The organism is Spiroplasma endosymbiont of Zeiraphera isertana (assembly GCF_964030805.1).
Lineage (GTDB): Bacteria > Bacillota_I > Bacilli_A > Mycoplasmatales > VBWQ01 > Spiroplasma_E.
This window is the reverse complement of record NZ_OZ034965.1, coordinates 563,747-584,479: the sequence shown is the minus strand read 5'-3', so window position 1 is coordinate 584,479 and position 20,733 is coordinate 563,747. Positions and strand designations below refer to the sequence as shown.

The 20,733-nt window shown below is 27.7% G+C and carries 24 protein-coding genes, 3 rRNA genes and 2 pseudogenes; 18 read left to right on the top strand and 11 right to left on the bottom strand.

Features of this window, described 5'->3' with window-relative positions; translation table 4 throughout:
- The first annotated feature begins 224 nt into the window (after positions 1–224).
- On the top strand, positions 225–812 hold the full coding sequence (locus AAHM78_RS04065; RefSeq protein WP_342254446.1) for an IS1/IS1595 family N-terminal zinc-binding domain-containing protein: 588 nt from the start codon (positions 225–227) through the stop codon (positions 810–812).
- 111 nt (positions 813–923) lie between these two features.
- Positions 924–1,184 carry a hypothetical protein gene (locus AAHM78_RS04060; protein WP_342252970.1) on the top strand — a complete coding sequence of 87 codons (261 nt, stop codon included), beginning with the start codon at positions 924–926 and terminating at the stop codon, positions 1,182–1,184.
- A gap of 18 nt (positions 1,185–1,202) precedes the next feature.
- On the opposite strand, the gene AAHM78_RS04055 is transcribed toward AAHM78_RS04060, so the two are convergent.
- The gene (locus AAHM78_RS04055) at positions 1,203–1,544 is read right to left on the bottom strand and encodes a transposase family protein (protein ID WP_342254445.1); all 342 of its coding nucleotides are present in this window, start codon (positions 1,542–1,544) and stop codon (positions 1,203–1,205) included.
- Positions 1,545–1,616: 72 nt separating this feature from the next.
- On the opposite strand from AAHM78_RS04055, the gene AAHM78_RS04050 reads away from it, so the two are divergent.
- Genes AAHM78_RS04050 through AAHM78_RS04040 form a run of 3 tightly spaced genes read left to right on the top strand, consistent with a single transcriptional unit; the run spans position 1,617 to position 2,962 of the window.
- On the top strand, positions 1,617–2,087 hold the full coding sequence (locus tag AAHM78_RS04050) for a hypothetical protein (protein ID WP_342254444.1): 471 nt from the start codon (positions 1,617–1,619) through the stop codon (positions 2,085–2,087).
- Between the two features lie 43 nt (positions 2,088–2,130).
- On the top strand, positions 2,131–2,490 hold the full coding sequence (locus AAHM78_RS04045; RefSeq protein WP_342254443.1) for an IS1/IS1595 family N-terminal zinc-binding domain-containing protein: 360 nt from the start codon (positions 2,131–2,133) through the stop codon (positions 2,488–2,490).
- On the top strand, positions 2,450–2,962 hold the full coding sequence (locus tag AAHM78_RS04040; protein ID WP_342254442.1) for a hypothetical protein: 513 nt from the start codon (positions 2,450–2,452) through the stop codon (positions 2,960–2,962). The genes AAHM78_RS04045 and AAHM78_RS04040 overlap by 41 nt, the downstream gene beginning before the upstream one ends.
- 258 nt (positions 2,963–3,220) lie before the next feature.
- On the opposite strand, the gene AAHM78_RS04035 is transcribed toward AAHM78_RS04040, so the two are convergent.
- Positions 3,221–3,436, bottom strand: coding sequence for a hypothetical protein (locus tag AAHM78_RS04035; RefSeq protein ID WP_342254441.1), 216 nt, complete (start codon positions 3,434–3,436; stop codon positions 3,221–3,223).
- 56 nt (positions 3,437–3,492) lie between these two features.
- Here AAHM78_RS04035 and AAHM78_RS04030 point away from each other — a divergent pair, with 56 nt between their 5' ends.
- Together AAHM78_RS04030 and AAHM78_RS04025 are read left to right on the top strand one after the other, a co-directional pair.
- Complete coding sequence (locus AAHM78_RS04030; protein ID WP_342254440.1) at positions 3,493–3,885, top strand: transposase family protein; 393 nt, start codon at positions 3,493–3,495, stop codon at positions 3,883–3,885.
- A 192-nt stretch (positions 3,886–4,077) separates the two neighbouring features.
- The gene (locus AAHM78_RS04025; protein ID WP_342254439.1) at positions 4,078–4,287 is read left to right on the top strand and encodes a transposase family protein; all 210 of its coding nucleotides are present in this window, start codon (positions 4,078–4,080) and stop codon (positions 4,285–4,287) included.
- 160 nt (positions 4,288–4,447) lie between these two features.
- Here the strand turns inward: AAHM78_RS04025 and rrf are convergent.
- The 3 genes from rrf to AAHM78_RS04010 form a co-directional block, all read right to left on the bottom strand.
- Positions 4,448–4,554 (bottom strand): 5S ribosomal RNA (gene rrf, locus AAHM78_RS04020).
- Between the two features lie 82 nt (positions 4,555–4,636).
- Positions 4,637–7,574: ribosomal RNA gene (locus AAHM78_RS04015) — 23S ribosomal RNA — on the bottom strand.
- A 192-nt stretch (positions 7,575–7,766) separates the two neighbouring features.
- Positions 7,767–9,288 (bottom strand): 16S ribosomal RNA (locus AAHM78_RS04010).
- The 16S, 23S and 5S rRNA genes sit together here, the layout of an rRNA operon.
- Positions 9,289–9,598: 310 nt before the next feature.
- Here AAHM78_RS04010 and AAHM78_RS04005 point away from each other — a divergent pair.
- The 3 genes and pseudogenes from AAHM78_RS04005 to AAHM78_RS16725 all read left to right on the top strand — a co-directional run.
- A complete protein-coding gene (locus AAHM78_RS04005) occupies positions 9,599–9,739 on the top strand; it encodes a hypothetical protein (protein WP_342254438.1) in 141 nt (46 codons plus the stop codon).
- A complete protein-coding gene (locus tag AAHM78_RS04000) occupies positions 9,679–10,500 on the top strand; it encodes an IS1595 family transposase (RefSeq protein WP_342254437.1) in 822 nt (273 codons plus the stop codon). The genes AAHM78_RS04005 and AAHM78_RS04000 overlap by 61 nt, the downstream gene beginning before the upstream one ends.
- Before the next feature lie 80 nt (positions 10,501–10,580).
- A pseudogene (locus AAHM78_RS16725) lies at positions 10,581–11,367 on the top strand (IS30 family transposase); the annotation flags it as partial.
- On the opposite strand, the gene AAHM78_RS03985 reads toward AAHM78_RS16725, so the two are convergent.
- Positions 11,351–12,109, bottom strand: coding sequence for a DEAD/DEAH box helicase family protein (locus tag AAHM78_RS03985; protein ID WP_425289762.1), 759 nt, complete (start codon positions 12,107–12,109; stop codon positions 11,351–11,353). The pseudogene AAHM78_RS16725 and the gene AAHM78_RS03985 overlap by 17 nt on opposite strands.
- Positions 12,110–12,382: 273 nt before the next feature.
- Between AAHM78_RS03985 and AAHM78_RS03980 the strand changes: the two genes are divergently transcribed.
- Entirely contained in the window at positions 12,383–13,342 is a 960-nt protein-coding gene (locus AAHM78_RS03980) for an IS1595 family transposase (RefSeq protein ID WP_342252877.1), read from the top strand.
- Positions 13,343–13,377: 35 nt separating this feature from the next.
- Here the strand turns inward: AAHM78_RS03980 and AAHM78_RS03975 are convergent, their stop codons facing one another.
- Positions 13,378–13,746, bottom strand: coding sequence for a hypothetical protein (locus tag AAHM78_RS03975; protein ID WP_342254434.1), 369 nt, complete (start codon positions 13,744–13,746; stop codon positions 13,378–13,380).
- A gap of 172 nt (positions 13,747–13,918) precedes the next feature.
- A complete protein-coding gene (gene rpmF / locus AAHM78_RS03970) occupies positions 13,919–14,128 on the bottom strand; it encodes a 50S ribosomal protein L32 (protein WP_281747878.1) in 210 nt (69 codons plus the stop codon).
- A 269-nt stretch (positions 14,129–14,397) separates the two neighbouring features.
- On the opposite strand from rpmF, the gene AAHM78_RS03965 reads away from it, so the two are divergent.
- Positions 14,398–15,177: an IS1/IS1595 family N-terminal zinc-binding domain-containing protein gene (locus tag AAHM78_RS03965; protein ID WP_342254433.1), complete on the top strand. Its 780-nt coding sequence runs from the start codon at positions 14,398–14,400 to the stop codon at positions 15,175–15,177.
- Between the two features lie 358 nt (positions 15,178–15,535).
- On the top strand, positions 15,536–16,495 hold the full coding sequence (locus AAHM78_RS03960) for an IS1595 family transposase (RefSeq protein ID WP_342254432.1): 960 nt from the start codon (positions 15,536–15,538) through the stop codon (positions 16,493–16,495).
- 165 nt (positions 16,496–16,660) lie between these two features.
- Here the strand turns inward: AAHM78_RS03960 and AAHM78_RS03955 are convergent, their stop codons facing one another.
- Genes AAHM78_RS03955 through AAHM78_RS03945 form a run of 3 tightly spaced genes read right to left on the bottom strand, consistent with a single transcriptional unit; the run spans position 16,661 to position 18,177 of the window.
- Positions 16,661–17,026, bottom strand: a complete 366-nt coding sequence (locus AAHM78_RS03955; RefSeq protein WP_342255021.1) for a transposase family protein — start codon at positions 17,024–17,026, stop codon at positions 16,661–16,663.
- Between the two features lie 59 nt (positions 17,027–17,085).
- On the bottom strand, positions 17,086–17,478 hold the full coding sequence (locus AAHM78_RS03950; RefSeq protein WP_342252838.1) for a transposase family protein: 393 nt from the start codon (positions 17,476–17,478) through the stop codon (positions 17,086–17,088).
- Positions 17,479–17,511: 33 nt separating this feature from the next.
- Positions 17,512–18,177: a hypothetical protein gene (locus tag AAHM78_RS03945; protein WP_342253558.1), complete on the bottom strand. Its 666-nt coding sequence runs from the start codon at positions 18,175–18,177 to the stop codon at positions 17,512–17,514.
- 56 nt (positions 18,178–18,233) lie between these two features.
- Here AAHM78_RS03945 and AAHM78_RS03940 point away from each other — a divergent pair, with 56 nt between their 5' ends.
- The 5 genes and pseudogenes from AAHM78_RS03940 (at position 18,234) to AAHM78_RS03925 (ending at position 20,716) form a co-directional block, all read left to right on the top strand.
- Entirely contained in the window at positions 18,234–18,626 is a 393-nt protein-coding gene (locus AAHM78_RS03940; RefSeq protein ID WP_342252835.1) for a transposase family protein, read from the top strand.
- Between the two features lie 50 nt (positions 18,627–18,676).
- Positions 18,677–18,892 (top strand): hypothetical protein, encoded by a 216-nt coding sequence (locus AAHM78_RS03935; RefSeq protein ID WP_342255020.1) that lies wholly within the window; start codon positions 18,677–18,679, stop codon positions 18,890–18,892.
- Between the two features lie 12 nt (positions 18,893–18,904).
- Complete coding sequence (locus AAHM78_RS16720; RefSeq protein WP_425289775.1) at positions 18,905–19,051, top strand: transposase; 147 nt, start codon at positions 18,905–18,907, stop codon at positions 19,049–19,051.
- Between the two features lie 468 nt (positions 19,052–19,519).
- Positions 19,520–20,254: pseudogene (locus AAHM78_RS03930) on the top strand (IS30 family transposase); the annotation flags it as partial.
- A gap of 69 nt (positions 20,255–20,323) precedes the next feature.
- Complete coding sequence (locus AAHM78_RS03925) at positions 20,324–20,716, top strand: transposase family protein (protein WP_342252838.1); 393 nt, start codon at positions 20,324–20,326, stop codon at positions 20,714–20,716.
- The last annotated feature ends 17 nt before the right edge of the window (positions 20,717–20,733 follow it).

The window sequence follows — 20,733 nt, the reverse complement described above, 5'->3', positions numbered from 1 at the left end:
AAAAAGTAATTTTAGTTTTTTTTAATTCTTTCAATTGGAGTTTCAGTAGCATCAATAGCTAACAAATTATTATTAGTACCTTTATTTTTTGTTAAATCTTTTTTTCCAGGTAAATTAAAAATTCCGCTTTTTATTAAAATATTTTTTTAATTTTCACAAAAAATCTTGATATTACTTTTAATTTTAAATTAAAAGTAATATTTTTATATCAGGGGTGATTTTTTGTGACTAATAATGAATTAATTGATGTTTTAAAAAACAAAAAAGATGAAGAATTTATAAAAATTATTAGACATTTTAAAAATAGAATTAAACAAATTGAGAAAAAAGAAAAATTAGATGCAATTGATAAAAAATTTAAAGAAAAAGGAATTCAATGTCCAAATTGTAAATCTTATTGATGTGTAAAAAATGGTTTTAAGAATAATAAGCAAAAATATTTATGCAAAGATTGTAAAAGTAGCTTTGATGCTTTAAGAAATCATTTTTTACATTGAAGTCATTTATCTCATGAACAATGAGATTGAATAATTTGATTGTCATTGTTAGGTAAATCTGCTTATACTATTTCTCAATTTGCTAAAATTTCAAAAACATCAGCATGATTTAATCGTCAAAAATTTATGAAATCATCACAATTAGCAAAAACACAAAAACCATTCACAAAATTAAAAGGTAGAATTGAAATTGATGAAACTTTTATCAAAGAAATTCATAAAGGAAATTTCAAAAATCCAGATGATCCAAGAAAAAAATGAATTGAAGAAAATGCTAAAGATTTAAACTGTTGTATTGAAATGGCAATTGATTAAAACAAAAATATTTATGCTCAAACAACAAATACTAAAAGATTAACAAAAAAATGAGTACAAGAAAATTTAACATCTAAGCTTATCTAAGAAAAATCAATTATAGTTTGTGATATGCAAATACTATATGATACAGTAGCTAAACAAACAAAATGTACTCTCAAGAAATTTAAATCAAAAGAAAATAAAGAATTAAATTATAAAAATTTAAGTAATATCAGTAAAATACAATCAAGTTTAAAAGAATTTATTACTCATTATCATGGCATTGGATTTACCAATATTCAAAATTACCTCAATTTATGAAAATTTAAATACCAACATTATAAAATATCACCTTATGCAAAATCTGAAGCATTATATTTCAGTTTGTAAAAAAAATAAATCCCAAAATTAAATAAAATCAAATTTTAGGCCAGGTTGATGATTTTTTTTATTTCATCAAGAGTTTTTTTTGAAAATTAAAAAAATATTTTCAATTCAAAAAATATTACGAATGCAACTAGTATGACTAATATTATATCTTTTTGCAATAACTCTATAACTAATATAGTCTTTTCAATATTCTAAAGTCATTAATAAACGCTCTTCAATTACAATTTTATTTTTTCTACCACCATAATATTTTTGTTTAGACTCAGCAATTTTTAAAATTTCAAGCATTTTATAAAATGTTTGTGGCTTTATGCCGACTAAACTATAAAATTCTTGATCATCTTTATATTTTTTCAACATAATAACTATCACCTTTAATATTAATAATAATCGTTAAATTGTTAAAATTAAAGGTTTTGCACCAAGTCTACTATGGCTTCGGGTCTTTTTTCTAATAAAAATGTAAGATTGAATTCTAATTGTTTATCATTTGAAATTATTTCATATCAAGATGATAAAATAGAAAGTGTTAATCATGAATATAATCAAATGAAGAAAATAATAAAAGATAATACAGGAAGTATTAACAGAGATATTAAATCATTTAATGCTATCTTAAAGCCATATATTGATAATGTTTTTAAGAATAGAAAAGACATTTTGTTAAAAAGACAAAAAGCTTTTACTGGACTTAAAATACCCCTAAAACAAAATAAAAATATGTCAGAGACTTTTTCAATACCTATTTCCAAACCTAGAAAAAGAATAAAAATTCCTAAAGTAATAACTAAAAATAACATTAATGAATCAACGCCGATAATAGATAATAGTCTTTATGAAGAAATACTTAAAATTATTAATGATTGTTTTAATTTTCACAAAAAATCTTGATATTACTTTTAATTTTAAATTAAAAGTAATATTTTTATATCGGGGGTGATTTTTTGTGACTAATAATGAATTAATTGATGTTTTAAAAAACAAAAAAGATGAAGAATTTATAAAAATTATTAGACATTTTAAAAATAGAATTAAACAAATTGAGAAAAAAGAAAAATTAGATGCAATTGATAAAAAATTTAAAGAAAAAGGAATTCAATGTCCAAATTGTAAATCTTATTGATGTGTAAAAAATGGTTTTAAGAATAATAAGCAAAAATATTTATGCAAAGATTGTAAAAGTAGCTTTGATGCTTTAAGAAATCATTTTTTTACATTGAAGTCATTTATCTCATGAACAATGAGATTGAATAATTTGATTGTCATTGTTAGGTCAATCTGCTTATACTATTTCTCCATTTGCTAAAATTTCAAAAACATCAGCACGATTTAATCGTCAAAAATTTATGAAATCATCACAATTAGCAAAAACACAAAAACCATTCACAAAATTAAAAGGTAGAATTGAAATTGATGAAACTTTTATCAAAGAAATTCATAAAGGAAATTTCAAAAATCCAGATGATCCAAGAAAAAAATGAATTGAAGAAAATGCTAAAGATTTAAACTGTTGTATTGAAATGGCAATTGATGAAAATAAAAATATTTATGCTCAAACAACAAATACTAAAAGATTAACAAAAAAATGAGTACAAGAAAATTTAACATCTAAGCTTATCGAAGAAAAATCAATTATAGTTTGTGATATGCAAATACTATATGATACAGTAGCTAAACAAACAAAATGTACTCTCAAGAAATTTAAATCAAAAGAAAATAAAGAATTAAATTATAAAAATTTAAGTAATATCAGTAAAATACAATCAAGTTTAAAATAATTTATTACTCATTATCATGGCATTGGATTTACCAATATTCAAAATTACCCCAATTTATGAAAATTTAAATACCAACATTATAAAATATCACCTTATGCAAAATCTGAAGCATTATATTTCAGTTTGTAAAAAAAATAAATCCCAAAATTAAATAAAATCCAATTTTAGGCCGGGTTGATGATTTTTTTTATTTCATCAAGAGTTTTTTTGAAAATTAAAAAATGATTGTGGAAAAGAGTTCGAAAGACTAAAAAATTCTTATCAAAAAAATCAAGAAGAAGACTTTCGTAATAAAATATTATTTGTTATTAACAGTCATTTTAATGGAACAGCAACTGGTGAAACCTTTAATGTTTCTGGAAAAACAGATATATTATTAAGATATGATAACTCTAATGTTTTTATTGCAGAATGTAAAATATGAAGTGGTATTTCTCATTTTAAAAAAGCTATTGATCAATAGACTTGGTGCAAAACCTTTAATTTTAACAATTTAACGATTATTATTAATATTAAAGGTGATAGTTATTATGTTGAAAAAATATAAAGATGATCAAGAATTTTATAGTTTAGTCGGCATAAAGCCAAAAACATTTTATAAAATGCTTGAAATTTTAAAAATTGCTGAGTCTAAACAAAAATATTATGGTGGTAGAAAAAATAAAATTGTAATTGAAGAGCGTTTATTAATGACTTTAGAATATTGAAAAGACTATAGTAGTTATAGAGTTATTGCAAAAAGATATAATATTAGTCATACTAGTTGCATTCGTAATATTTTTTTAATTGAAAATATTTTAATAAAAAGCGGAATTTTTAATTTACCTGGAAAAAAAGATTTAACAAAAAATAAAGGTACTAATAATAATTTGTTAGCTATTGATGCTACTGAAACTCCAATTGAAAGAATTAAAAAAAACTAAAATTACTTTTTTCAGGTAAAAAGAAACATCATTCTATCAAATCCCAAATAATTATTGATATTTCCAATGGAAAAATTATTTCAACTGCTTTTTGTTTTGGAAGCATTCATGATTTTAAATTGCTTCTAAAATCTAAAACTTTTATTCATCCAGAGTTATCAAGGTATACAAAATATTCATAAAAATACATTTTTGCCATTTAAAAAAAGTAAATACAATCAATTAACACCAATTCAAAAAGAATACAATAAAAATTTAAGTAAAATTAGAATTAAAATTGAACACGTATTTGCTAAACTAAAACGTTTTAAAATTTTAAGTTTAAAATATCGCAATAAAATACGAAGATTTGCATTAAGATTTAATTTAATAGCAGGAATATATAATTTTGAATTACCTTAGTTTTGCACCAAGTCTAATGTATAATTTTTTATCTAATTTCTTTTCAACCTTATCCATTTTTTCTCCTTTTTTCTTAAAATCTTTTTTTACATTTTAATATTCTCAATCTTAACATAAAAAAAATTTAAATTTTAAATTAAATATTAACACAATAAAAAAAATTTGGCATCGTGCTATTTTCCCATTGCTGGTATTTTCGCCGCTGGAGTTCTTAACTGCTGTGTTCGAGATGGGAACAGGTGTGACCACTCCGCCATGGACACCAAATAGTTTAGCAATTGCTCCCTAAAAACTAGAAACAGACATCTTTAAATTGGATTACTTTTGATTTGCAATAGAGAATATATTCTTCAATAAATCCTCGATCTATTAGTATCAGTAAGCTGAACATATCACTATGCTTACACACCTGACCTATCAACCTTGTAGTATTCAAGGGATCTTACTTCTTTCGAATGAGAAATCTCATCTTGGAACTGACTTCGCGCTTAGATGCTTTCAGCGCTTATTCATGCCCTACATAGCTACCCAGCTGTGCCACTGGCGTGACAACTGGTGCACCAGAGGTAGGTCCATTCCGGTCCTCTCGTACTAGGAACAGCTTTCCTCAAATTTCTTGCGCCCACGACAGATAGGGACCAAACTGTCTCACGACGTTCTGAACCCAGCTCGCGTACCGCTTTAATGGGCGAACAGCCCAACCCTTGGAAGCGACTACACCTCCAGGATGCGATGAGCCGACATCGAGGTGCCAAACCTCCCCGTCTATATGAACTATTGGGAGAGATTAGCCTGTTATCCCCGGGGTAACTTTTATCCGTTGAGCGACGGCCTTTCCACACAGCACCGCCGGATCACTAAGCCCAACTTTCGTTCCTGCTCGACTTGTATGTCTCGCAGTCAAGCACCCTTTTACCTTTGCGCTCTACATATGATTTCCATTCATATTGAGGGTACCTTTGGGCGCCTCCGTTACTTTTTAGGAGGCGACCGCCCCAGTCAAACTACCCACCAGACACTGTCCTTAGACCAGATTATGGTCTCAAGTTAGAATTTCAATATAGCAAGGGTGGTATCCCAATGGTGACTCCATGCCTACTAGCGTCTGCATATCAACGTCTCCCACCTATGCTGTACAAACTACACCAAAATTCAATATCAAGTTGTAGTAAAGCTCCACGGGGTCTTTCCGTCTAATCGCGGGTAACCTGCATCTTCACAGGTACTAAGATTTCACCGAGTCTATAGCCGAGACAGCGTCCGGATCGTTACGCCTTTCGTGCGGGTCAGAACTTACCTGACAAGGAATTTCGCTACCTTAGGACCGTTATAGTTACGGCCGCCGTTCACTGGGGCTTCAGTTCAAAGCTTCGCTTACACTAACAAATCTCTTTAACCTTCCAGCACTGGGCAGGCGTCACCCCCTATACATCGTCTTACGACTTAGCAGAGAGCTGTGTTTTTGCTAAACAGTCGCCCGGACCTCTTCACTGCGACTCATATTGCTATGAGCTCCCCTTCTCGCTAACTTACGGGGTTATTTTGCAGAGTTCCTTAGCTATAGTTATCTCGCTTGCCTTAGGATATTCTCCTTGACCACGTGTGTCCGTTCTCGGTACAGGCACCATGGTGATGTCTTTAGAAACTTTTCTTGGAAGTATGGCATCAAATGCTTCGTTACTAAGCGAACCGTTCACTCCCCATCGTAATTCAAGGTTAACGCTGTGCGGATTTGCCTACACAACCCTCTTTGTACTTAGCCCAGCACTACCAATCACTGGGACATTTTAGCCTTCTCCGTCATTCCATCAGTCACCACGGTGGTACAGGAATATCAACCTGTTATCCATCGACTACGCCTTTCGGCCTCGCCTTAGGTCCTGACTAACCCTGGGTGGACGAACCTAGCCCAGGAAACCTTGGTCAATCGGCATGAAGGATTCTCACCTTCAATCGTTACTCACGCCGGCATTCTCACTTCTAAACGCTCCACTAGTCCTTCCGGTCTAACTTCGTCGCAGATTAGAACGCTCCCCTACCGCCCACAATATATGTAAACATATATATAGACCCATAGCTTCGGTACAATGCTTAGCCCCGGTACATTTTCCGCGCAGAATCATTCGACTAGTGAGCTGTTACGCACTCTTTAAAGGATGGCTGCTTCTAAGCCAACCTCCTAGCTGTCTCAACAATTCCACATCGTTTTCCACTTAGCATTGATTTGGGGACCTTAGCTGATGATCTGGGCTGTTTCCCTCACGTCCATGGACCTTATCACCCATAGACTGACTGCCAGATATGTAACAATGGCATTCGCAGTTTAATTGCATTCAGTACCCCGAGGTGGGGCCATCATACATTCAGAGCTTTACCTCCATTGCACTAATTCTGACGCTAGTCCTAAAACTATATCGGGGAGAACCAGCTATCTCCAGGTTCGATTGGAATTTCACCGCTAGCCACAAGTCATCCACGGTCTTTTCAACGAACGTTGGTTCGGTCCTCCATTAACTGTTACATTAACTTCAACCTGCTCATGGCTAGATCACCTGGTTTCGGGTCTACGACCACATACTAAACGCCCTATTCAGGCTCGCTTTCACTTCGGCTCCGTCTTTTCAACTTAACCTTGCATGTAATCGTAACTCGCCGGCTCATTCTACAAAAGGCACGCCGTCACCCATTAACGGGCTCCGACTTGTTGTAAGCATATGGTTTCAGAAACTATTTCACTCCCCTCTCGGGGTACTTTTCACCTTTCCCTCACGGTACTGGTTCACTATCGGTAATTGGTTAGTATTTAGCCTTACGCAGTGGTCTGCGCAAATTCCGACAAGGTTCCACGTGCCTCGCCGTACTCAGGATACTGTCAAGAGATTTATACATTTCGCATACTGGGCTTTCACCATCTATGGCGTTGCTTCCCAACAACTTCTGCTATATATAAATTTTGTAACTCTTCATAGGTCGAACCTAATAGACAGTCCTATAACCCCAGTCTGACGACTGGTTTAGGCTGCTCCCTTTTCGCTCGCCGCTACTAAGGGAATCGCATTCGCTTTCTTTTCCTCTAGGTACTAAGATGTTTCAATTCTCTAGGTATCACTCTGCACAACTATGAATTCATTGTACAGTACTATCTGATTAAAGATAGTGGGTTTCCCCATTCGGACATCTCCGGATCAAAGCTTATTTCCAGCTCCCCGAAGCTTATCGCAGGTAATCGCGTCCTTCATCGTCTTCCAATTCCAAGGCATCTACCATACGCTCTTAATAATTTATTTTTAGAATATCCTATTGCAAGATAAAAATTATCTTATTTTTTTTAAAAGATGTCTATTATCCAGTTTTTAAAGAACAATTGCTCAGAGAAAACAATCCCTGAAAACTAAACAGAACAAAAGAAGTAATCCAATAAATCATCCATCTAATTTTTCTTGTTGTCTTGGTTTCTTATTAGAAACTAAACTCCATAGAAAGGAGGTGATCCATCCCCACCTTCCGGTAGGGATACCTTGTTACGACTTAACCCCAATCATCAACCCTGCCTTTGGCAGCTCCCTCCTTACGGTTAGGACACCAACTTCTGGCATTGCCAACTCTCGTGGTTTGACGGGCGGTGTGTACAAGACCCGAGAACGTATTCACCGCGACATTGCTGATTCGCGATTACTAGCGATTCCGACTTCATGAAGTCGAGTTGCAGACTTCAATCCGGACTGAGACTGACTTTTTGAGATTTGCTTGACCTCGCGGTTTAGCGACTCTTTGTATCAGCCATTGTAGCACGTGTGTAGCCCAGGTCATAAGGGGCATGATGATTTGACGTCGTCCCCACCTTCCTCTAGCTTACACTAGCAGTCTCCTTAGAGTCCCCAACTTAATGCTGGCAACTAAGGACAAGGGTTGCGTTCGTTGCTGAACTTAACCAAACATCTCACGACACGAACTGACGACAACCATGCACCACCTGTATCCTTGTTAACCTCTACTATATCTCTATAGCTTCGCAAGGTATGTCAAGACCTGGTAAGGTTCTTCGCGTTGCTTCGAATTAAACCACATGCTCCACCGCTTGTGCGGGTCCCCGTCAATTCCTTTGAGTTTCACTCTTGCGAGCATACTACTCAGGCGGAGTACTTAATGCGTTAGCTACAGCACTGCCTCATTGCAACACTTAGTACTCATCGTTTACGGCGTGGACTACTAGGGTATCTAATCCTATTTGCTCCCCACGCTTTCGTGCCACAACGTCAGTAATAGGCCAGTTAGCCGCCTTCGCCACTGGTGTTCCTTCATATATCTACGCATTCCACCGCTACACATGAAATTCCACTAACCTCTCCTATACTCTAGTAATGTAGTTTCCAAGGCGGTTAGGGGTTGAGCCCCTAAATTTAACCTCAGACTTGCAAAACCGTCTACGCACGCTTTACGCCCAATAAATCCGGATAACGCTTGCCACCTATGTATTACCGCGGCTGCTGGCACATAGTTAGCCGTGGCTTTCTGGTAAGGTATGGTCGATACTAAAATCATTTCCTATTCTAGCACTTCTTCCCTTACAACAGACCTTTACAATCCGAAGACCTTCATCAGTCACGTGGCATTGCTCCATCAGGCTTTCGCCCATTGTGAAAAATTCCTTACTGCTGCCTTCCGTAGAAGTTTGGGCCGTGTCTCAGTCCCAATGTGGCCGTTCATCCTCTCAGATCGGCTACGCATCGTTACCTTGGTAAGCCATTACCTTACCAACTAGTTAATGCGCCGCATCCCCATCAATTAGCGAAGCAAATGCTCCTTTCATTATTTATCATTGCAAATAAATAACATATGCGGTATTAGCTGTCGTTTCCAACAGTTATTCCCCACTAAATGGTAGGTTAGATACGTGTTACTCACCCGTTCGCCACTAAAGTATTGCTACTTTCGTTCGACTTGCATGTATTAGGCATGCCGCCAGCGTTAATCCTGAGCCAGGATCAAACTCTCAATAAAATTGTTTTTGTTAAAAGATGATGTCTGACTTATTTAATTTTTAATAAAAAATTGACGGATTAATTATTGTTCTATTTAGTTTTCAAAGATCGTTTTTTCTAGTTTGTAACCCATTTATTTTTGGGACAATAACAATAGTACAACATGCCATAATTATTGTCAACCTAATTATCATAAAAAAGCATTATTTTTTTAAAATTAAAATTTTTAAATTTTTTTATAAAACTTTAATTGTAAAATTAAAAAGGACACTTATATAAAAATTAAATTGTGTTAGTTCTATAATTAAGAAAAGAAAGGAATTAGCGCAATGTATAAGTATCTGAGTATTGAATCAATAATAGCAATAAAAGAACGGACTTCTCCCCACATGTACTTGTGGAGGAAACAATGAAATTGAATGAGTTCAACAATATATTTCAAACAGAAAAAGATTGTTTGAAATATATAGCAAGTTTGAAGGAAAACAAATGTATGAGGTGTTCTTGAACAAATTTGAATACTTCTGATTTAAGAAGAATAAGATGTTTGAAATGTCATCAAACATTTAGTATTCTTCATGACACCATTTTTTACAAGTCACAAACACCTTTGACATCTTGGTTTTATCTCATCTTTAGATGAATAAACACCAAACATGGAATTCCATCAACTGATGTTGCAAAAGAATTGGGAGTAACTTTGAAAACTGCTTGAAGAATGGGTCATAAAATCCGAAGTGCAATTGCAAAACAAGAACCTCAATTCATTGTTGAGGGCATAGTGCAAATGGATGAAATGTATCTTTCACATATGGGTTTTAAAAAACAAGGAAGATCCTTAAAAAATAAAACTTTGATTGTTGGGATTTATGAAAAAACAACCAATAATTTAATTGTGAAGGTGCTGAAAAATGCAGATGAAAAAAACCTTTTAAGATTTGCAAGAAACCACATTTCTTCAAAGTGTGATGTACATACTGATTCTTGAAAAGGATATCGCCATTTTAAATCAGTTTTCACTAAGCATGAAACAGTTAACCATCAAGATGGCTATGTTTCAAAAACTGGTGTAAACATAAACCAGATTGAATCGGCATGAAAGCACATCAGACGAACATTTAAAAAACATATCAAAGTTGAAAAACATCATGTTCATTTATACGCAAAAGAATCGGCATATAAATTCAACAATATACCTAGTTTTGAAACTGTAATGTTATGTTTGATTTAAAAATGTGGGGAGAAGTCCGTAGATAGGCTTTTCTCAGCATTTATGTGATAAAATTTAAAAATAGTACATAAAGGGAGAAAAGCCTAAAAGAATATAAAAATTATGGATTTTCGATTCGTAAAATAGCAAAAATTGTTGATTATAGTAAATCAACTGTACATAGAGTTTGTAGATTATTAAATAAAAACTTATTGCCATTAGAAATATTGAATCAATTTCAAAAAAATAAACAAAATGCAGGCAGAAAATTAATAATTTTAACTGTAACAGAAATTAATAGTATTAATCATTTGTTAATTACTAACAAGTATGATCTTGATATAATTGCTAACTTTTTAAAGGAAAATAAAATAAAAAGTATTTCAACCAAAAACTTTATATAACATGTTTAAAACAAATCGAATGGGTTTTGATGAAAATAACTTATTGAGAAAAGGCAAAAATAAATCTCACAAACAAAAAGAAACTAGGGGCAAAATTAATAATTGTAAGTCTATTCATGAAAGAAATTTAATCATTCCTAATATTAAAAATATACAAGAATTTGGTCATTTAGAAGGTGATACTATCATTGGCAAAGATCATAAAAGTTCTATTATTACTTTGGCTGATATATGATCAAAAACCACAATTCCTTTAGTAACTAAAAATCATAAATCAGAAAATATTACGAAAAGTATAATAAAATTTATTTCAAAGTTACAAAAAGGAACAGTTAAAACCATTACTTTTGATCGTGGTAAAGAATTTAGTAAATGAAGATTAATCGAAAAAATTTGTAATGTCAAAATTTATTTTGCAGATCCTGGTAAACCTTGCCAAAGGGGTTTAAATGAAAATAATAATGGTATTATTTACCAAAACCTACAGATCTATCTTTTAATTTTTTGTGAAAATTAAAAGTTTGTACTGTTGCAAATAAATATTGTTCTTGAAAATTATTTTGTTTACTATTTAAAATAGTTGCAAATTTTTTATCATTTATTACTTTTCGAAAAGTAATAATTGCTTGTTCAATAATTTCTCTTTGATGTGCTAAAAATAAAATTGAAGGTTTTTGATTAGTATTTTCTTTGATTTGATTTAAATAGTCAAAAGCAGATACTACTGTTTTACCAACACCTGTTGCCATGACAATTAAATGTTTTGTTTTTTTAAGTTTTCTTCTTAACTTTAATTTATTAATTAAGGCAATTTGAAAATCATAAAGAAAATAATTAGTTGCTAATCATTGTTCATCTTTTTTATTTACAAGCAATCGATTATATTCAATTCGCGATAGTAATTGTAATCGTTGTTGTTCATTATTTAAATCAACTAAATTATCATTTCATAATTTATAATACTGATTTAAAATATTTTGATATAGTTGCTTATTATCAAATTCATTAATTTTAATATTTCATTCACGACCACTAGCTAAACCTTTTTGCGTTAAATTTGATGAACCAATTATTGCTGAAGAAAAACCTGAATTTCGTTTAAAGATGGCAGCTTTAATATGAATTCTTTCACTACTTTTTTCTAAATTATTTTCAACTTTAACTTTAATATTAGGATACTTTTTTATTATTTTAACTAATGCATATAAATTAACAAATAAAGCCATATCATCAAAAGTAGTAGTAATAAAATTAATAGTAATATTATTATTTAAAGCATAAGTAAATGATGAACGTAACTTATTTATAATTGAATTTGATATAAAAGGATAAATAAAGTATACTTCATCACAAGTTCTGATTTCCTGATTTAAATGATTAATTAATACTTGTTGGTTTTCATTAGTAAATAGAAAATTGTTTTAATTTTCACAAAAAATCTTGATATTACTTTTAATTTTAAATTAAAAGTAATATTTTTATATCAGGGGTGATTTTTTGTGACTAATAATGAATTAATTGATGTTTTAAAAAACAAAAAAGATGAAGAATTTATAAAAATTATTAGACATTTTAAAAATAGAATTAAACAAATTGAGAAAAAAGAAAAATTAGATGCAATTGATAAAAAATTTAAAGAAAAAGGAATTCAATGTCCAAATTGTAAATCTTATTTATGTGTAAAAAATGGTTTTAAGAATAATAAGCAAAAATATTTATGCAAAGATTGTAAAAGTAGCTTTGATGCTTTAAGAAATCATTTTTTACATTGAAGTCATTTATCTCATGAACAATGAGATTGAATAATTTGATTGTCATTGTTAGGTCAATCTGCTTATACTATTTCTCAATTTGCTAAAATTTCAAAAACATCAGCATGATTTAATCGTCAAAAATTTATGAAATCATCACAATTAGCAAAAACACAAAAACCATTCACAAAATTAAAAGGTAGAATTGAAATTGATGAAACTTTTATCAAAGAAATTCACAAAGGAAATTTCAAAAATCCAGATGATCCAAGAAAAAAATGAATTGAAGAAAATGCTAAAGATTTAAACTGTTGTATTGAAATGGCAATTGATGAAAATAAAAATATTTATGCTCAAACAACAAATACTAAAAGATTAACAAAAAAATGAGTACAAGAAAATTTAACATCTAAGCTTATCGAAGAAAAATCAATTATAGTTTGTGATATGCAAATACTATATGATACAGTAGCTAAACAAACAAAATGTACTCTCAAGAAATTTAAATCAAAAGAAAATAAAGAATTAAATTATAAAAATTTAAGTAATATCAGTAAAATACAATCAAGTTTAAAAGAATTTATTACTCATTATCATGGCATTGGATTTACCAATATTCAAAATTACCTCAATTTATGAAAATTTAAATACCAACATTATAAAATATCACCTTATGCAAAATCTGAAGCATTATATTTCAGTTTGTAAAAAAAATAAATCCCAAAATTAAATAAAATAAAATTTTAGGCCAGGTTGATGATTTTTTTTATTTCATCAAGAGTTTTTTTGAAAATTAAAAGAAAATTGTCACTTAATCTAATATTAGAAGTTAAAGGATTATCAATTATACTATCATTTACTTGTAATAAAATGTTATTACTAAATTTATTAGTAGTAAAATTACTTATGATTTGATTTAAAAAATCAATTTTTGCTTCTGGTGATTTAATCCTTTTTAATTGTTCAATTAAAGTATTATTTAATTGTTTAACTAAATAATGATCAATGTCTTTAATTAATTCTTTTTCATCATTAATATGTGATGTTTGGAAATTATTGGTAATATCATCACTAATCTTTAATAATAAATCATAATAGCCCTTATTTTTCATACTCTACACTTCCTAATAATAAATAGTGTCTATTTTAATAAATTATAATCTATATTTTAATAAATTATTAACTATTATAAAATAATTTTGTAAAGTAAAAAACCTCTAATATTTAAAATATTATTTTAAATAAATAAGAGGAAGGTAATCTAAGATAAGATATATTCATATTTTATTTTTTTTCTGTTGATGATGTTTTTTCTGCTTGTAATGGATTAGTAATACTTACACCTTTGTATGTCTTGCATTTCATACAGGCATGATGTGGTTTAGTAATTGCTCCACAATTTAAACAGTTAGTTGTAGTTGTTGCAGATAAACTATCATGGGCACGACGTGTATTTTTACGCATTTTTGACGTTCTTCTTGCTGGTACTGCCATAGTCTGTTGCCTCCTTACTTTCGTATCTCATAAATTATATATTGATTTATCAGAAAAATCTATTTTTTTTGATAAGTTTTTCAAATTTTTGGAAATAAAATACTAATAAATCAAATATTTTATTTATTTTATAATCCTAAAATAAGTTATTTATAATCGTGTTACATATTTATATTGAAAAGAATTATCTTTTAATTTTCACAAAAAATCTTGATATTACTTTTAATTTAAAATTAAAAGTAATATTTTTATATCAGGGGTGATTTTTTGTGACTAATAATGAATTAATTGATGTTTTAAAAAACAAAAAAAATGAAGAATTTATAAAAATTATTAGACATTTTAAAAATAGAATTAAACAAATTGAGAAAAAAGAAAAATTAGATGCAATTGATAAAAAATTTAAAGAAAAAGGAATTCAATGTCCAAATTGTAAATCTTATTGATGTGTAAAAAATGGTTTTAAGAATAATAAGCAAAAATATTTATGCAAAGATTGTAAAAGTAGCTTTGATGCTTTAAGAAATCATTTTTTACATTGAAGTCATTTATCTCATGAACAATGAGATTGAATAATTTGATTGTCATTGTTAGGTCAATCCGCTTATACTATTTCTCAATTTGCTAAAATTTCAAAAACATCAGCATGATTTAATCGTCAAAAATTTATGAAATCATCACAATTAGCAAAAACACAAAAACCATTCACAAAATTAAAAGGTAGAATTGAAATTGATGAAACTTTTATCAAAGAAATTCATAAAGGAAATTTCAAAAATCCAGATGATCCAAGAAAAAAATGAATTGAAGAAAATGCTAAAGATTTAAACTGTTGTATTGAAATGGCAATTGATGAAAATAAAAATATTTATGCTCAAACAACAAATACTAAAAGATTAACAAAAAAATGAGTACAAGAAAATTTAACATCTAAGCTTATCGAAGAAAAATCAATTATAGTTTGTGATATGCAAATACTATATGATACAGTAGCTAAACAAACAAAATGTACTCTCAAGAAATTTAAATCAAAAAAAATAAAGAATTAAATTATAAAAATTTAAGTAATATCAGTAAAATACAATCAAGTTTAAAAGAATTTATTACTCATTATCATGGCATTGGATTTACCAATATTCAAAATTACCTCAATTTATGAAAATTTAAATACCAACATTATAAAATATCACCTTATGCAAAATCTGAAGCATTATATTTCAGTTTGTAAAAAAAATAAATCCCAAAATTAAATAAAATCAAATTTTAGGCCAGGTTGATGATTTTTTTTATTTCATCAAGAGTTTTTTTGAAAATTAAAAGAATTATTTTTTAATTTTCACAAAAAATCTTGATATTACTTTTAATTTAAAATTAAAAGTAATATTTTTATATCAGGGGTGATTTTTTGTGACTAATAATGAATTAATTGATGTTTTAAAAAACAAAAAAGATGAAGAATTTATAAAAATTATTAGACATTTTAAAAATAGAATTAAACAAATTGAGAAAAAAGAAAAATTAGATGCAATTGATAAAAAATTTAAAGAAAAAGGAATTCAATGTCCAAATTGTAAATCTTATTGATGTGTAAAAAATGGTTTTAAGAATAATAAGCAAAAATATTTATGCAAAGATTGTAAAAGTAGCTTTGATGCTTTAAGAAATCATTTTTTACATTGAAGTCATTTATCTCATGAACAATGAGATTGAATAATTTGATTGTCATTGTTAGGTCAATCTGCTTATACTATTTCTCAATTTGCTAAAATTTCAAAAACATCAGCATGATTTAATCGTCAAAAATTTATGAAATCATCACAATTAGCAAAAACACAAAAACCATTCACAAAATTAAAAGGTAGAATTGAAATTGATGAAACTTTTATCAAAGAAATTCATAAAGGAAATTTCAAAAATCCAGATGATCCAAGAAAAAAATGAATTGAAGAAAATGCTAAAGATTTAAACTGTTGTATTGAAATGGCAATTGATGAAAATAAAAATATTTATGCTCAAACAACAAATACTAAAAGATTAACAAAAAAATGAGTACAAGAAAATTTAACATCTAAGCTTATCGAAGAAAAATCAATTATAGTTTGTGATATGCAAATACTATATGATACAGTAGCTAAACAAACAAAATGTACTCTCAAGAAATTTAAATCAAAAGAAAATAAAGAATTAAATTATAAAAATTTAAGTAATATCAGTAAAATACAATCAAGTTTAAAAGAATTTATTACTCATTATCATGGCATTGGATTTACCAATATTCAAAATTACCTCAATTTATGAAAATTTAAATACAAACATTATAAAATATCACCTTATGCAAAATCTGAAGCATTATATTTCAGTTTGTAAAAAAAATAAATCCCAAAATTAAATAAAATCAAATTTTAGGCCAGGATGATGATTTTTTTTATTTCATCAAGAGTTTTTTTGAAAATTAAAAGAATTATCTATATTTCAGTCTTTTATATCAATTTCTTTTTGAACTTCAGTTAGTTCATTAGACTTGGTGCAAAACTAAGGTAATTCAAAATTATATATTCCTGCTATTAAATTAAATCTTAATGCAAATCTTCGTATTTTATTCCGATATTTTAAACTTAAAATTTTAAAACGTTTTAGTTTAGCAAATACGTGTTCAATTTTAATTCTAATTTTACTTAAAGTTTTATTGTATTCTTTTTGAATTGGTGTTAATTGATTGTATTTACTTTTTTTAAATGGCAAAAATGTATTTTTATGAATATTTTGTATACCTTGATAACCCGAATCAACAAAAACTTGTTTTTCTGGATGAATAAAAGTTTTAGATTTTAGAATCAATTTAAAATCATGAATGCTTCCAAAACAAAAAGCAGTTGAAATAATTTTTCCATTGGAAATATCAATAATTATTTGGGATTTGAGAGAATGATGTTTCTTTTTACCTGAAAAAAGTAATTTTAGTTTTTTTTAATTCTTTCAATTGGAGTTTCAGTAGCATCAATAGCTAACAAATTATTATTAGTACCTTTATTTTTTGTTAAATCTTTTTTTCCAGGTAAATTAAAAATTCCGCTTTTTATTAAAATATTTTCAATTCAAAAAATATTACGAATGCAACTAGTATGACTAATATTATATCTTTTTGCAATAACTCTATAACTACTATAGTCTTTTCAATATTCTAAAGTCATTAATAAACGCTCTTCAATTACAATTTTATTTTTTCTACCACCACAATATTTTTGTTTAGACTCAGCAATTTTTAAAATTTCAAGCATTTTATAAAATGTTTGTGGCTTTATGCCGACTAAACTATAAAATTCTTGATCATCTTTATATTTTTTCAACATAATAACTATCACCTTTAATATTAATAATAATCGTTAAATTGTTAAAATTAAAGGTTTTGCACCAAGTCTATTGAGGTAATTTTGAATATTGGTAAATCCAATGCCATGATAATGAGTAATAAATTCTTTTAAACTTGATTGTATTTTACTGATATTACTTAAATTTTTATAATTTAATTCTTTATTTTCTTTTGATTTAAATTTCTTGAGAGTACATTTTGTTTGTTTAGCTACTGTATCATATAGTATTTGCATATCACAAACTATAATTGATTTTTCTTCGATAAGCTTAGATGTTAAATTTTCTTGTACTCATTTTTTTGTTAATCTTTTAGTATTTGTTGTTTGAGCATAAATATTTTTATTTTCATCAATTGCCATTTCAATACAACAGTTTAAATCTTTAGCATTTTCTTCAATTCATTTTTTTCTTGGATCATCTGGATTTTTGAAATTTCCTTTATGAATTTCTTTGATAAAAGTTTCATCAATTTCAATTCTACATTTTAATTTTGTGAATGGTTTTTGTGTTTTTGCTAATTGTGATGATTTCATAAATTTTTGACGATTAAATCATGCTGATGTTTTTGAAATTTTAGCAAATTGAGAAATAGTATAAGCGGATTGACCTAACAATGACAATCAAATTATTCAATCTCATTGTTCATGAGATAAATGACTTCAATAGACTTGGTGCAAAACCTTTAATTTTAACAATTTAACGATTATTATTAATATTAAAGGTGATAGTTATTATGTTGAAAAAATATAAAGATGATCAAGAATTTTATAGTTTAGTCGGCATAAAGCCACAAACATTTTATAAAATGCTTGAAATTTTAAAAATTGCTGAGTCTAAACAAAAATATTATGGTGGTAGAAAAAATAAAATTGTAATTGAAGAGCGTTTATTAATGACTTTAGAATATTGAAAAGACTATAGTAGTTATAGAGTTATTGCAAAAAGATATAATATTAGTCATACTAGTTGCATTCGTAATATTTTTTGAATTGAAAATATTTTAATAAAAAGCGGAATTTTTAATTTACCTGGAAAAAAAGATTTAACAAAAAATAAAGGTACTAATAATAATTTGTTAGCTATTGATGCTACTGAAACTCCAATTGAAAGAATTAAAAAAAACTAAAATTACTTTTTTCAGGTAAAAAGAAACATCATTCTCTCAAATCCCAAATAATTATTGATATTTCCAATGGAAAAATTATTTCAACTGCTTTTTGTTTTGGAAGCATTCATGATTTTAAATTGCTTCTAAAATCTAAAACTTTTATTCATACAGAAAAACAAGTTTTTGTTGATTCGGGTTATCAAGGTATACAAAATATTCATAAAAATACATTTTTGCCATTTAAAAAAAGTAAATACAATCAATTAACACCAATTCAAAAATAATACAATAAAACTTTAAGTAAAATTAGAATTAAAATTGAACACGTATTTGCTAAACTAAAACGTTTTAAAATTTTAAGTTTAAAATATCGCAATAAAATACGAAGATTTGCATTAAGATTTAATTTAATAGCAGGAATATATAATTTTGAATTACCTTAGTTTTGCACCAAGTCTATTATGTAAGTAATTAACTTCAGCTTTTACTTGTTCAAACATTCTTTCATAAATTTCCAAAATAACATCTTTATTTATATTTTCTATTTTTAATATTTTATTTTCATATTTGGCTAATTCTCTTTTTCTTTTTTCACATTTTTTAATTTGACTAACAGTTTTATTATCAACTTTGATAATTTTTCCTTTAACATAAAATGGAGAAATAAAATAATTCTTATTTATATTTTAAATATTATCACCTTTAATTATACTATTTTCGATTAAAAAAATTTTAATACTATATTTATTAATGTTACTTAAATAAATTTAGATAAAAAAATTGTAACTTTCATTAGTAACTTTTATTTTATATGATTTTTTTAAATCTTTAATTGTAAAATTAAAAAGGACACTTATATAAAAATTAAATTGCGTTAGTTCTATAATTAAGAAAAGAAAGGAATTAGCGCAATGTATAAGTATCTGAGTATTGAATCAATAATAGCAATAAAAGAATATAAAAATTATGGATTTTCGATTCGTAAAATAGCAAAAATTGTTGATTATAGTAAATCAACTGTACATAGAGTTTGTAGATTATTAAATAAAAACTTATTGCCATTAGAAATATTGAATCAATTTCAAAAAAATAAACAAAATACAGGCAGAAAATTAATAATTTTAACTTTAACAGAAATTAATAGTATTAATCATTTGTTAATTACTAAAAAGTATGCTCTTGATATAATGGCTAACTTTTTAAAGGAAAATAAAATAAAAAGTATTTCAACAAAAACTTTATATAACAGGTTTAAAACAAATCGAATGGGTTTTGATGAAAATAACTTATTGAGAAAAGGCAAAAATAAATCTCACAAACAAAAAGAAACTAGTGGCAAAATTAATAATTGTAAGTCTATTCATGAAAGAAATTTAATCATTCCTAATATTAAAAATATACAAGAATTTGGTCATTTAGAAGGTGATACTATCATTGGCAAAGATCATAAAAGTTCTATTATTACTTTGGCTGATATATGATCAAAAACCACAATTCCTTTAGTAACTAAAAATCATAAATCAGAAAATATTACAAAAAGTATAATAAAATTTATTTCAAAGTTACAAAAAGGAACAGTTAAAACCATTACTTTTGATCGTGGTAAAGAATTTAGTAAATGAAGATTAATCGAAAAAATTTGTAATAGACTTGGTGCAAAACCTTTAATTTTAACAATTTAACGATTATTATTAATATTAAAGGTGATAGTTATTATGTTGAAAAAATATAAAGATGATCAAGAATTTTATAGTTTAGTCGGCATAAAGCCACAAACATTTTATAAAATGCTTGAAATTTTAAAAATTGCTGAGTCTAAACAAAAATATTGTGGTGGTAGAAAAAATAAAATTGTAATTGAAGAGCGTTTATTAATGACTTTAGAATATTGAAAAGACTATAGTAGTTATAGAGTTATTGCAAAAAGATATAATATTAGTCATACTAGTTGCATTCGTAATATTTTTTGAATTGAAAATATTTTAATAAAAAGCGGAATTTTTAATTTACCTGGAAAAAAAGATTTAACAAAAAATAAAGGTACTAATAATAATTTGTTAGCTATTGATGCTACTGAAACTCCAATTGAAAGAATTAAAAAAAACTAAAATTACTTTTTTCAGGT